This window comes from Streptomyces sp. NPDC046203 (assembly GCF_040646255.1).
GTDB lineage: Bacteria > Actinomycetota > Actinomycetes > Streptomycetales > Streptomycetaceae > Streptomyces.
The window spans coordinates 1-13,333 of the sequence record NZ_JBEYZX010000083.1; the positions used below are offsets into that span (position 1 = coordinate 1).

Consider the following 13,333-nt stretch of genomic DNA (forward strand, 5'->3'; position numbering starts at 1 on the left):
CACGCCGGGCGACCCCCCCCACGACCCGCTGGTGTACCACTACGACGCCTATGGCCCGACCTACGGCGCCGGGCACGGCGACGCGCAAAACTCTCCTCGAGCCGTGCGAGGACGCTCCTGATGTGCGGAAGCGCCAGCGGGTCGGCCGCGTCGAGGGCCTGCTCCTGCTCCTCCGCGGTGTCTCCGTAGAGCATGCTCGTGGCCGCCTTGAACCGCAGCGCCCGCTCGTCGTCACCGAGGCTGTGCCCGGGGAGCACGACGACATTGAACTCGTCCAACAGGTGCTGGTGCAGCGAGAGCGAGTCCGTCACGCCACGCTTGGCGAGTACGTCCCGGACGGGTTCGAAGTCGGGGTAGACGTAGAACCCCCCGGTCGGCGGGCGGCAGTCGGCCCCGGCCGAGACCATGATGCCGTGCACCGCACGAGCCACCGCTCCGTGCAGCCGCGCGCTGGCGGCCAGCCGCTCCCGCACCTCGACGGGCTCGCCGAAGGCGTACTCCGCGACCTCCTGCATCGGCCGGGCCAGGGTGGACCAGACCTCGCTGGCCACCGAGACGACACCGTCGCGCATCCGGACGCCCCACTCGTTCGCCGGGAGGCGTGCCACACCGATGCGCCAGCCACCCACCGCGAGGCTCTTGCTCAGACCGGTGACCACCACGGTGCGCTCGGGCGACACCTCGGCCGGGCTGAGGTAGGGCAGCGCCGGGTCGTGCACGACGTCCCGGTAGATCTCGTCGGAGACGATCAGCAGATCCTCCTCCTCCGCGATCGCACAGATCTCCCGCACGAGCGCGGGCGAGGCGAGGGTCCCGGTCGGGTTGTCCGGCAGGGTCAGCACGACGATCCGCGGGTCGTGGCCGCGGGAGCGGGCGTCGGCGATGGTCTCCCGCAGCGCGGTGGGCTCGGGGACGCCACCGCACTCGTCCGGGATCGGCACGCCGAAGGCCTGCTTGCCGGCGAGCCGTGCCTGCGGGGCGTAGGTGTTCCACGCCGGACGGGGCAGCAGCAGATCGCCGGGGACGGACAGCTGCAACGCCATCAGCAGCGGCTTGCTGCCCGGCGCGACCACGATCTGGTCGGGTTCCGTGGGCATCCGGCGGCGGCTGAAGTAGCCCGCGGCCGCGGTCCGGACGGGGAGCCCACCCGCCACCGGGCCGTAGGCATTGATCCCGGCCCCGGCGACGAGCCGATCGACCAGTGGCCGGAAGGCCGGCAGCCGGGCCTCCCCGAAGGCGAGGTGCACGATGGACTCGCCCTGCGCCTGCCGCTGGGCGACGAGTTGGTTGAGCGCCAGGTTGGGCGAGACTTTCCAGCCGGCCATGGCCAGCTCCTCTCCGCGAGATCCGGAGCCGGTTCCCCGGCGCCGGCCGTGTTCGGTCAGACGAGTCCCGCGATGGCGGTCGCGATGTCGTCCGGGGTGGAGTCGTCGATCTTGAGCTCGTCGAGCCAGGCCGCAGTGTCGCTGTACGCCGCCCGGAAGGGACGGCCGACCAGCTCCCGGTTGCGGGCCTGCAACAGCCTCAGCTGGAAGAACCGCCCTTCCAGGGTCTCCTCCACGCCATCGACCGCGACCTTGCCCGGGGTGGCCGACATGACCGGCCCGCGTACCGTGCGTGCCAGACCGGGCAGGGTCCGGTAGGCGCCCGCGAAGATCTCCGCAGCCTTGGCCAGCGGCACCTTGAAGTAGGCGTGCGGGCCGGTGTCACGCTCGACGAACATGTAGTAGGGGATCACCCCGGCGGCCATTTCGGCGCGCCACAGCTCGCTCCAGACCGTCGCGGAGTCGTTGACCTTGCCGATCAACGGCGCCTGGCCGTAGACGAGCGCGCCGGTGGAGCGGATCCGGGACAGCGCCTGGCGGGCGATGTCGGTTCCGAGCTCGCGCGGGTGGCTGAAGTGCGCCATCACCGCCAGGTTCCGCCCGGAGGCGACCACCTGCTCGAAGAGACGCAGCATGTCATCGGCGTCGTGGTCGGTGACGAACCGCTGGGGCCAGTAGGCCACCGCCTTGGTACCTATGCGGATGGTGCGTACGGTGTCCACCGCCAGGATGGCCTCGATGTGCTTGCGCAGCCGCTCCGTCGACATCACCATCGGGTCGCCGCCGGTGATCAGCACGTCGTTCACCTGGGGATGCTCGCCGAGGTAGGCGACCAGCTGGTCCGCGTTGGGCGCGGCGAAACGCAGATCGGCATCGCCCACGAACTGCGCCCACCGGAAGCAGTAGGTGCAGTAGGAGTGGCAGGTCTGGCCCTGGCTCGGGAAGAACAGCACCGTCTCGCGGTACTTGTGCTGCATGCCGGGCAGCTCGGTGCCCTCCTGAGTGGGCACGTTGAGCTGCATCTGCCCGGAGGGGTGAGGGTTGAGGCGGGCGCGGATGTCCTGCACCAGTGCCCTGAGTTCGGCCTTGGTGTCGGGCGATGCCGACAGCTCGGCCAGGCGCCTTTCGTCCTCCGCGAGGAGCATGCCGTGCTGCGGGAACAGCAGCTGGAACATGGGGTCTTCGGGAATGCGGGCCCAGTCGATGAGTTCGAGCACGTACTCGTTGACTCGGAAGGGAAGGATCATCGACACCAGCCGCACGGTCTCCCGGACATCGGCCGGCAGCCCGTAGCGATCCGCGATCTCGTCAAACTGGCGTGGCCCAAGCGCACGGAATCGATCCGGCTCAAGGAGATTGGTTGCCAGCAGGGGCATGCGAATTTTCCTCCAGTTTCGGGTCTGCACGCGTATCGGCGGCCCGTCGTGCCACTACGGGAAGTCGGACACGGGCCGGGATGTCTGCCGAAGTCGTCGTCGATCCCGGCAGATTGACGGCGATCGAGTGGCCCGTCCACTGTCGACTGGAACTCGTCCTGGTCGGCGACACCGATCCTAGGGACAACGCCGCCCGGGACATCCCCCAGGCGACCCCTGCCCTGCCCCTTACGGACCCGAACCCCGGCTCGACCGGAGCGCTGACGTCGCGTCGGGAGAATCCCGGGCGTACACCGGCCGACCGGGCGGCACCACGGGAACGACGCGCCACGAAACAAGCCGCCCGGACCGTCGTCGAGACGGCCCGGGCGGCCTGCCGGGTACGGCCCGCACACTGGTGCGGGGCCGGCGGGATCAGTGCTCGAGCAGGGGCTGCGCGGCCTGACCGGCTGCCTGCTCCTCGTTCTCGGCGGCCCGCTGGGTGTCGTTCTTGATGGAGCGCAGCGCGACGATGGCGAAGACGGCGGCAACCGCCATCAGGACGGCGCCGGTGAGCGCGCCCGCCCGCGCTTCTTCGGTGAAGGCCGTGCGAGCGGCCGTGATCAGCGTGTCGGCGGCCGCCTGCGGCAGCTTCGCGGCCGCGGCGAGCGCCCCGCCGATGGTCTCCCTGGAGGCATCCAGCGCCTCGGCCGGAACCCCGGCCGGAGCGTCGAGCGCCGCGCTGCTGGTGTACACGGCGGCGCCGACACTGCCCAGGACGGCGATTCCGAGAGCGCCTCCGAACTCCTGCGCGGTCTGCAGCAGAGCGGACGCGGAGCCGGCCTTCGCCGGGTCCGCCGATCCGACCACCATCTCCGTGACGAGCGTGAGCACCGGGGTCAGGCCGGCGGCGAGGGCGATGATGCCGACCAGCAGGAGCACCAGGCCGTCCTTCTCGGGCAGCTGGGTGAGCATCAGCAGCGCCGCGGTCGCGATGGCGAAGCCGCCGCCGATGATGTACGCCGGGCGGACATGTCGCACCAGCACCGTCGCCAACGGGACGACGGCGCCCACCGCGACGGTTCCGGGGAGGGTCCACAGCGCCGACTCGAGGGCCCCCATCCCGAGCACCGACTGCATGTACTGGGTGCTGAACAGGGAGAAGCCGACCAGGGTGAACGAAGCGAGCATGTTCGCGGCGATCGACGAGCCGAAGGTACGGACGCGGAAGAGTTCCAGGTCGATCACCGGGTTGGCGCTGGTCTTCTGCCGGCGTATGAAGAGAACGGCGAGGACCAGGCCCACCACGACGCACACCACCGGGACGGTGGCCATGCCTTCGACGGCGATCCGCTTGAAACCGAAGATGATCGGCAGGACGGCCGCGAACGACAGCACCGCGCTGATGATGTCGAACCGGCCCGCCACCGCGACGCGGAACTCGGGAAGCAGGGACGGGGCCAGCACGAGCAGCAGCACCATGACCGGCACGTTGATGAGGAAGATCGAGCCCCACCAGAACCACTCGAGCAGGGCACCGCTGACCACCGGACCGAGCGCGGCACCGGCGGCCATGCCCGCGGACCACACGGCGACCGCGCTGCGGCGCTGAGTCTGGTCCTGGAAGAGGTTGCGGATCAGGGCGAGGGTGGAGGGCATCAAGGTCGCCCCGCCGATGCCCTGCAGCGCACGGGCCACGATGAGCATCTCCGGGTTCGCGGCGTAGCAGGCCGCGACGGAACCGATGCCGAAGGCCACCGAGCCGATCAGAAGCAGCCGCCGCCTGCCGATGCGGTCACCGAGCGACCCCATGGTGATGAGCACGCCGGCAAGGACGAAGCCATAGATGTCGATCATCCAAAGCTGCTCGGTGCTGCCCGGCTGCAGGTCCTTGGTGATGGACGGCACCGCGAAGTACAGCACCGTCAGGTCCATCGAGACCAGGAGGACCGGCAGGAGGAGCACACCGAGTGCGATCCATTCCTTGCGGCCGGCCTTCGCCCCGGATGCGATCGCGTCAGATTGATTCATGCGGCTGACCATACGTGAGCGACTATAGATCTGTATAGAACGCACGTACATATTAGACGGCCGTATCAAAACCGTGATGTGCCGAGCGCCGGAAGGTCCCGCCACAACAGGTCAGGCCCGGACCCGGCCGGTCGGCCGGCCGGGTCCGGGCCTGCGGAAGGAGCGCCCACACGGCAGGTGCGGTCGGCGGCGTCAGCGCCGCCGACCGTCACTCAGGGCTGCTGTGTGGAGTAGACGGTGACGCGGGAGAGGTTCACATGGCGAGGCTGAGCGGCGACGAACGCGACGACCTCGGCGATGTCCTCCGCCTGCAACACCTTGATACTGCCGAACAGTTGCGTCATGTACTGGTCGTACATCGGGTTGCTGGCGTGCTTCAGCAGGTCGGTCTCGACCACGGCCGGCTCCACTGCCGTGACGCGCACCCCCTTGGGCCCCAGCTCGGCACGCATGTTGGCGGACAGGTGACTGATCGCGGCCTTCGACGCGCCGTAGGCCGCCATGAGCGGGTTGACCACATCGGCCGAGATCGAGGAAATCGTGATCAGGTCGGAGGACTTGCCCATGGCGCCGGCGAGGAACAGGTCGGAGAGGAACGCGTCGATGGTACGAATCACCCCGTTGACGTTGAGGTCGATCAGCTTCTCCCACCGCCCGAGATCGCCCTCTTCGGCCATCTCGACGATGAGCGTCCCCGCGCTGTTCACCAGCAGGTCCACCGGACCGAAGGTCTCGCGGACCTGATCGGCGGCCGTGGCGACGGAGTCCGGGTCGGTGATGTCCGCGGCGAGTGCCAGGGCTTCCCCGCCGGCATCCCTGATCTGCTGTGCCACTTCGTTCAGCCGGTCCTCCCTGCGCGCCAGCAGGGCGACCTTGGCCCCTTTCGCGGCGAGCAGCCGGGCGACGGCCGCTCCGATGCCCCCGGAAGCACCGGTCACCGCGGCGATCCGGCCAACCAGAGGGCGAGGTGCGTTGATGTTCACTGTCACTCCTGTCCGTTGCCGATCACTGCCCTCCCAGCATCCCGGCATGCCCCGGGAACCGGCCAGGAGCCGGCCAGGGCGCCTTTCGCCTCTGACCCGCGTACCTGGGTCCGGCAGAACCATGATCCGCCCCCGCTACCCCGTGCGACACTGCGGAACATGACCGAAATCGCCTCGGAGCTCAAAGAGTTCCTGCGCTCGAGACGGGCGAGGATCCGACCGGAGGACACCGGACTGCCACTGCCGGGCGAGAGCCGCCGGCGGGTACCGGGACTGCGGCGTGAGGAGCTCGCTCAACTGGCGGGGATCAGCGCCGACTACTACACCCGCCTCGAACAGGGCCGTCTGCGGAATGTGTCCGAAGCGGTGCTGAACGCGGTCGCCCGCGTGTTGTGCCTGGACGAGACCGAGCGAACCTACCTGTACCACCTGGCCAGGCCATCCCGGCGGCGGCAACGGGCCAGCCCCGCGGAACGCGTCCGGCCCAGTATGAAATGGCTACTCGGTTCCCTCACTCATGCCCCGGCCTACGTCCTCGGACGGCGCACCGACATCATCGCCTGGAACAGCCTGGCCAGCGCTCTGCTCATGGTGGACCTCGACAAGTTGCCGCCGCAGCAGCGCAACATGGCGCGGCTGATCTTCCTCGACGAGGCGGCCCGTGATCTGTGGCACCCCTGGGAGAAGAAGGCCCGGGACACTGTCGGAGGGCTGCGCATGCACGCCGGCGTCTACGCCGACGACCCGAAGCTTATCAATCTGGTGGGGGAACTGTCCCTGAAAAGCCCCGAGTTCGACGAGATGTGGGCCGAACACCAGATCTGGGCGAGTCCGCACGGGAAGGTCACCTTCCATCATCCACTGGTGGGCGAACTCGATCTGTCCTTCCAGGCGTTGAGCGTGCCGGACGCGAACGACCAGTCCTTGGTGGTCTACACGGCCGAACCGGGGTCACGCGCGGACATCGGACTGCGCCTGCTGGCCACCTGGTGCGAAACAGGAGCGAGCGAATCCTCACCCGGCACACCCGTCCAAGGCCGCGGCGACTCGCAGTCATGACCTATCCAGGCCGTCGGACGCGCGGTGGCCGCCTCTCGTCCTTGACCCATTCATCAAGAACAACGGCCGCCCGTGAATGGTCCCGTCAGGTACCGTGGCGTTGACGACCATCTTAGACGTACGTCTATATAAGACGTACGTTTATATAGGACGTATGTTCATTCAGGGCGGCTCGCCTCTGAGGTGCGCGTCCTGAACGGACGATAGGATACAGAATGGGACATCGTGAGGATCTGCTCGCGGGCGCCAAGGCCTGCTTGCTCAAGATCGGGTACGCACGCACCACGGCGCGTGACATCGTGGCGGCCTCCGGCGCCAACCTCGGCTCGATCGGCTATCACTTCGGGTCGAAGGAAGCCCTTCTGAACGCCGCGCTGGTCCAGGCCACGGAGGAGTGGAGCGATGAGCTGGAACGCGCTCTGACCACCACGAAGATCGCTTCCGAGGCGAACCGGATGGAGCGGTTCGAGATCCTCTGGGGCAGGGTCATCGACCTTTTCCAGACGCACAAGGCCCTGTGGGCCGCACAGTTCGAGATGTTCACCCAGATCCAGCACAAGCCCGAGATGAGGCCGCGCGTCGCCGAGGCGCAGGAGCAGGCGCGGCGCGGGCTGGCGGCGCTGTTGCAGCAGGTGGATCCGTCGTACGACGAGAAGTCGGCGCGTGTGGCGGCGTCCTTCTTCCTCTCTTTGATGACCGGGGTCATGGCGCAGTTGCTGGCCGACCCGGACGGTGCCCCTTCCGCGCACGACCTGACCGAAGCGGTCCGTCTCATGGCGATGACCACGGCCACTCCGGAGGTCCCCGCGCCGGGACTCTCCTGACACCGGATACGGACGACCGCGGGGCCCGGCTGCCTGTGCAGCCGGGCCCCGCGGTGCTTGACGCACGTCATGACGACCGGCGCACGGTCACGAGGGACGTGCGCCGGCCGCGGCCGCTACGCGTCCGGGATCTGCGCCAGTGCGCGGCGATCGGTCTTGCCGTTCGCGGTGACCGGGAGTTCGTCGATCAGCTGGACCTTCCGGGGCACCATGTAGGCGGGCAGGGCCTGCTTGCAGAAGGCGCTCAGCACCGTCTTGTCGAAGTCCTCCGTGCCGGGAGCCAGGACCACGAACGCGCCCAGTTCGAGGTCGGCTCCCTCCTTCGGGCGCGCCACCGCGGCCGCGGCCGTGACGTCGGGGTGTTCCAGGAGCCTGCGCTCGATCTCACCGAGCTCCACCCGGTTGCCCCGGATCTTCACCTGCAGGTCGGCCCGGCCGACGAAGTACAGCTCACCGTTCTCGCCGTAGTAGGCGAGGTCGCGCGAGCGGTACACGAGCTGTCCCGAACGCTTGTCGAGCGGGTCGGGCACCAGGGCCTCCCTGGTGGCCTCCGGATCGTCCCAGTACCCGGTGAACAGGGACGGGCCGCGCAGATAGATCTCTCCCGTGACGCCGGGCTCGTGGACCGGGTTGTCGTCCTCGTCGAGCAGCAGCATCTCCGCGCCCGGGTAGGCGAAACCGATCGAGAGCCTGTCCTGCTCCGCCGGCAGCGGGTTGGGCACGTCGGTCAGCGAGAAGGCCATCGCCTCGGTCGGCCCGAAGGCGTTGACCACCCGCGCGTGCGGCAGCAGGCTCTGCAGCTGCCGCAGCTCCGGCAGCGGGAACGCCTCACCGGAGAACAGCACCCCGCGCACCTGCTCGCCGAGTGCCGCGATCCCGTCGGCCTCGTGCCGCAGTGCCGCGCGCCATATCGAGGGAACACCGTTGACCTGGGTGGCTCCGGTATCCCGCAGGAAGCGCAGCAGGGGCCGCGGCCAGGAGAGCATCCCGCGCGGCACCGGTACCAGGGTCGCTCCGGTGCCCAGGGTGAGACCGATGTCGAGCAGCGAGAAGTCGAACTGCAGCGGCGACGTGGTCGCCACGCGGTCCTCCGGCGTGAGGATGCCGTGCCGCAGCATCCCTCGGTAGAAGGAGAGCACCCCTCGGTGGCTCATCACCACGCCCTTGGGGCGGCCGGTGGTGCCGGACGTGAAGATCATGTACGCCGCGTCGGTGCCCACCGCCTCGTGCCGGTGCCGGGCCCGGGGCAGCGGCGGACGCTCCACCGTCACTCCGTCCGGGCCGAACCGCGCGGTGCCGACCTGCTCCGGGATGCCGTCGCGGCGCCCGTCCGTCGTCTGCAGATGCAGCGCGGGCTCGGCGCTCGAAATGATCGACAGCAGCCTCGGCGCCGGGACTTCGGGGCTGACCGGGATGAACGTCAGTCCCAGCGACGAACAGGCCAGGAGCATCGCCACGGCGGAAGCGGAGTTGTCGGTCTCCAGGATCACCCGGTCACCGACGTCCAGGCCGAGCTTGTCGAGGCTGACGGCGTAGTCGTTCATCCGCCACTCGAGTTCCGCGTAGGTCAGCACGGAGAACGCGCCGTCCGCACCGGCCTCGACGATGGCCGGCCGCTCCGGCGCGAACCGGCCCTCCGCCAGCAGGAACTCGTGGATCCGCTGGGCCGCGCCGCGCTCGACGGCTGCGTCCGTTCTGCTCACAGTCATCGGATTCCTTCTCTCTCAGTGGGTGGCGCTGCTTCAGGATTCCTGCTGCCGTACCGCGGCCGGCAGCTGTGCCAGCCATGCGTCGATGGCCTGGGCCGTCGTGGCAGCGTCCCCTTCGGCAAGGGTGAAGTGGGTGCCCGGCACCGTACGCACCGCGTCGGCGGTGTCCCAGGTGGCCTGCCAGTCGAGCTCGCGCAGGTCCGGCTGTCCGTCCCTCTCGAACAGTTCGCCGGCCTGGACGAAGAGCAGGGGCGTCTTGATGCTTTCCTTCCGGAACTGCGGCAGGAGCTCCACGTACCGGCCCTGGGCCGAGAGTTCGGCGCTGCTGAACTCGCCCAGAGTCGCCGCCTGGTCTTCCACCGCGTAGGCCATCTGGTCGAAGATCGCCTGGTTGAAACCGTGATTCACCAGATAGGTGTCCACCATGATCAGCCCTGCGGGCCGGACGCCGAGCTCGCGCTCGAGGTGGGCCACCGTCGCGTGCGCGAGCAGGCCGCCGGAGGAGAATCCGTACACGGCGAACGGCTCACCGGCCGCGGCCTCGAGCACGCTCTCGGCCAGGACGCGGACAGCGGCGTCGAACGAGGCGGGCAGGCTCTCCCCGTGGTGGAAGCCCGGGGTCGGGAGCGCGGAGACGGACGCGGAGAGCCGGGCCGCGATCCGGGCGTGCTGATGCACTCCACCGCCCACGGTCGGCGTGCTCAGGCAGATCAGCCGCGGCCGCTTCGTGCCGCCCTGCGGCTGCGGGCGGGTCGTGAAGGACACCGGTGCGGGCAGTTCGGGCAGGTCCGCCGAGGACTCGAACGACGGGCGCAGGTCCGCGACGGCCTGCAGCATCGCGATGCCCTTCTGCGAGTTCCCGGCGAGGATGGAGCCGAGGAACAGGTCGTACAGCGTCTCCTCCCGCCGGCCCCCGGCCGTCTGGGCGGACGCCGTCTCGGTGGTCGTCGCCCCGGCTCCCGCCGTGTCGGCCGCGGTACGCAGCTCGCTCTGGACCACTCGGGCGAGTTCCGCCGGGGTCTTGCTGTCGAACACCACCATGGCGGGGAGCGTCAGCCCGGTCGCGGCGTTGAGCAGGTTGCGCAGTTCCACCGAGGTGAGCGAGTCGAACCCGGACTCCAGGAACCCGCTCTCGGCGTCGACGGCTCCGGCGTCGGCGTGTCCCAGTACCTGGGCGGCGAAGGCGAGCACGGTGTCCAGTACGACGCGGTCGCGCTCGGCGTCGTCCAGCCCGGCCAGGCGCTGACGCAGGGAGCCCGCGTCGGGCTTGCCGATCGTGGCCCGGCGGCGTGCCGGGGGCACCAGACCCCGCAGCAGGGCCGGCACCTCGTCGGTCCTGCCGCGCAGCGCGGCCGTGTCCACCCTGAGCGGGACGAGCCCCGCTCTTTCGGTCGCCACGGCGGCGTCGAAGAGCCACAGTCCTTCGTCCTCGGAGAGTGCCGGTGTGCCGGCGCGCCGCATCCGCTCCAGGTCGACCTCGCCGAGCCACTGGCTCAGGCCGGTGTCCACGCCCCACAGGCCGAAGGCCATCGCCGTGGCGGGCAGCCCCTCCGCGCGGCGGTGCTGCGCCAGGGCGTCCAGGAACACATTGGCCGCCGCGTAGTTGCCCTGACCCGCGGCCATCACCAGACCACCGGCCGAGGAGAACAGCACGAACGCCGTCAGGTCCATCTCCCGGGTCAGCTCGTGCAGATACCAGGCCGCGTCCGCCTTCGGCTTCAGCACCGTGTCCACCTGCTCCGGCGTCAACGCGCCCACCAGAGCGTTGTGCGCCACGCCGGCCGCGTGGACCACGCCCCGCAGCGGACGCCCGGCCGGGATCCCATCCAGCAGACCGGCCAGCGCATCCCGGTCGGACACATCACATGCCGCGACCGTCACCTGCGCACCCAGCCCCGCCAGCTCCGCCCGCAGCTCGGCCGCACCCGGCGCCTCCAGACCCCGCCGACTCGTCAGCACCAGATGACGCACCCCGTGCACCACCACCAGATGCCGCGCCACCAAAGCGCCCAGACCACCGGTACCACCCGTGACCAACACCGTGCCCTCGGCATCCCACGGCGAGGACTCCCCCACCCCGGACACCCGGGCAAGACGCGGCACCAGCACCTTCCCGTCACGAACCGCCAACTCCGGCTCGGCCGAGGCCAGCGCCCGACCGAGACCGGCGAACGACTCGGCGGACTCGTCCAGGTCCACCAGCACGAACCGGCCAGGGTTCTCCGCCTGTGCGGCGCGCACCAGACCCCACACCGGAGCCTGCCGCACATCCACCGGCACGCCCCCGACCGTCGCCACCGCACCCCGCGTCACCAAAACCAACCGCGAAGACGCGAACCGCTCATCCGCCAGCCAGATACGGATCGACTCCATGACCGGATGGATCGCCGACCGGACCCCGCCGGGCACGTCGTCGTCGGTGGGAACCACCTCCACGACCACCGACTCGGGGACGGTTCCGCCCGATGCGGCGACCGAGTCGAGGTCGGCGAACCGCCGGCTGCCGTGGCCGGCATCCGGTCCGGTGCCCACGACGGCCCAGTCTCCTGCTGTCGCGAAAGCGTCGTCCGCCACCGGAAGCCACTCGATCTCCAGCAGCGAGTCGCCGTATCCGCTGCCGCTGCCGCCGAGCTGCTCGGGCGAGACCGGACGCAGTACCAGTGCGGCCACCGAGGCGACCGGCGCTCCGCCGGCGTCAGCGAGGTCCAGGCGTACGGCGTTGCGCAGGCCCTCGGCGGGCGAGAGCCGCACCCGGACCGCGGTGGCACCGGTGGCATGCAGGGCGACACCGTTCCAGGAGAACGGGAGCAATGCCTGTCCCGCGTCGTCGTCGGCACCGAGACCGCCGAAGCCCAGGGCGTGCATCGAGGCATCGAGGAGGGCCGGGTGGATACCGAATCGCTCGGCGTCGGCGTGCGCCTGCTCGGGCAACGCCACCTCGGCGAACAGCTCCTCGCCACGCCGCCAGGCCGCCTTCAGGCCCTGGAACACCGGACCGTAACCGAATCCCCGGTCGTGCAGGAGGTCGTAGATGTCGGCCGCGTCCACCACGGTGGCTCCCGTCGGGGGCCACTGGGTCAGGTCGGCCGCCGGTGCGGGTGAACCGGTCGCCAGCACACCGTCGGCGTGCCGGGTCCATACCGCGTCCGGCTGATTCTCGGGGCGCGAGTAGATCTGCACACCGCGCCGGGACTTGTCGTCGGGCGCGCCGACGACGACCTGCAGGGCGACTCCTTCATGCGCGGTCAGCACGAGGGGGGCCTGGAGTGTCAGCTCCTCCAGCACACCGCAGCCGACCTGATCGCCCGCCCGGATGGCCAGCTCGACGAAGCCCGTGCCCGGCAGCAGGACGCTGCCCAGTACCTCGTGGTCCACGATCCAGGGCTGCCCGGCGAGCGAAAGCCGTGCGGTGAAGGTCACCGCGTCGGACTCGGGCGCGGGAACCTCCGCGGCCAGCAGCGGGTGGTCCAGGGCGACCTGGCCGACGGCGGATGCGTCGCCCACCGCCTTGGCCGGCTCGACCCAGTAGCGCTCGTGCTGGAAGGCGTACGTCGGCAGATCGATACGACGGGCGCCGGTCCCGGCGAAGAACGCCTTCCAGTCCACCGGCAGCCCGGCCACGTGCAGCCGCGCCAGCGCGGCCACCACTCCAGCCGGCTCCGGCCGGCCCCGGCGTACCGACGCCACCAGCGCCGCGTCCTCGGACGCCACACTCGCCTGGGCCATCCCGGTCAGCACCCCGTCCGGGCCCAGCTCCAGGAAGACCGAAACACCCCGGTCCTCCAACTGCCGCACCGCATCGGAGAACCGCACCGCCTCACGCACATGACGAACCCAGTACTCCGGCGAACCCAACTCGCCGGCACCCGCCAACTCACCGGTAAGAGTCGAGACCACAGGGAACCGCGCCGTGCCAAAGGTCAGGCTCTCGGCGACGCGGCGGAACTCGTCGAGCATCGGCTCCATCAACGGCGAGTGGAAGGCGTGCGACACCGCCAGCCTGCTGGTCTTACGCCCCAGTGCCCGCAGCTTCTCCTCGATGGCCAG

Annotated in this window: 8 protein-coding genes; 2 read left to right on the forward strand and 6 right to left on the reverse strand. The window is 70.0% G+C overall.

The features are described 5' to 3' along the window. From ABZ990_RS30590 to ABZ990_RS30605, 4 genes are all read right to left on the reverse strand, one after another. On the reverse strand, positions 1-1,325 hold a 1,325-nt coding region (locus tag ABZ990_RS30590), incomplete at its 3' end, for a pyridoxal phosphate-dependent aminotransferase (protein ID WP_361238677.1). Between the two features lie 56 nt (positions 1,326-1,381). Continuing rightward, a complete protein-coding gene (locus tag ABZ990_RS30595) occupies positions 1,382-2,701 on the reverse strand; it encodes a lysine 2,3-aminomutase (protein WP_361238680.1) in 1,320 nt (439 codons plus the stop codon). Positions 2,702-3,115: 414 nt separating this feature from the next. Beyond that, positions 3,116-4,711 carry an MFS transporter gene (locus ABZ990_RS30600; protein ID WP_361238683.1) on the reverse strand — a complete coding sequence of 532 codons (1,596 nt, stop codon included), beginning with the start codon at positions 4,709-4,711 and terminating at the stop codon, positions 3,116-3,118. Positions 4,712-4,923: 212 nt separating this feature from the next. After that, positions 4,924-5,694, reverse strand: coding sequence for an SDR family oxidoreductase (locus tag ABZ990_RS30605; protein WP_361238686.1), 771 nt, complete (start codon positions 5,692-5,694; stop codon positions 4,924-4,926). 159 nt (positions 5,695-5,853) lie between these two features. Between ABZ990_RS30605 and ABZ990_RS30610 the strand changes: the two genes are divergently transcribed. Next, the gene (locus tag ABZ990_RS30610; protein WP_361238689.1) at positions 5,854-6,753 is read left to right on the forward strand and encodes a helix-turn-helix transcriptional regulator; all 900 of its coding nucleotides are present in this window, start codon (positions 5,854-5,856) and stop codon (positions 6,751-6,753) included. A 215-nt stretch (positions 6,754-6,968) separates the two neighbouring features. Then, positions 6,969-7,577, forward strand: coding sequence for a TetR/AcrR family transcriptional regulator (locus tag ABZ990_RS30615; RefSeq protein ID WP_361238692.1), 609 nt, complete (start codon positions 6,969-6,971; stop codon positions 7,575-7,577). A gap of 116 nt (positions 7,578-7,693) precedes the next feature. Here ABZ990_RS30615 and ABZ990_RS30620 read toward each other — a convergent pair whose 3' ends face one another. Both ABZ990_RS30620 and ABZ990_RS30625 read right to left on the reverse strand, forming a co-directional pair. Further along, positions 7,694-9,286 carry an amino acid adenylation domain-containing protein gene (locus ABZ990_RS30620; RefSeq protein WP_361238695.1) on the reverse strand — a complete coding sequence of 531 codons (1,593 nt, stop codon included), beginning with the start codon at positions 9,284-9,286 and terminating at the stop codon, positions 7,694-7,696. 33 nt (positions 9,287-9,319) lie between these two features. Next, positions 9,320-13,327 (reverse strand): SDR family NAD(P)-dependent oxidoreductase, encoded by a 4,008-nt coding sequence (locus ABZ990_RS30625; RefSeq protein WP_361238698.1) that lies wholly within the window; start codon positions 13,325-13,327, stop codon positions 9,320-9,322. Positions 13,328-13,333 lie beyond the last annotated feature (6 nt).

Coding starts and splice junctions, on each gene's coding strand:
- ABZ990_RS30615 (WP_361238692.1), top strand. CDS start 6,969: ATGGGACATCGTGAGGATCTGCTCGCGGGCGCCAAGGCCTGCTTGCTC.
- ABZ990_RS30595 (WP_361238680.1), bottom strand. CDS start 2,701: ATGCCCCTGCTGGCAACCAATCTCCTTGAGCCGGATCGATTCCGTGCG.
- ABZ990_RS30600 (WP_361238683.1), bottom strand. CDS start 4,711: ATGAATCAATCTGACGCGATCGCATCCGGGGCGAAGGCCGGCCGCAAG.
- ABZ990_RS30610 (WP_361238689.1), top strand. CDS start 5,854: ATGACCGAAATCGCCTCGGAGCTCAAAGAGTTCCTGCGCTCGAGACGG.
- ABZ990_RS30620 (WP_361238695.1), bottom strand. CDS start 9,286: ATGACTGTGAGCAGAACGGACGCAGCCGTCGAGCGCGGCGCGGCCCAG.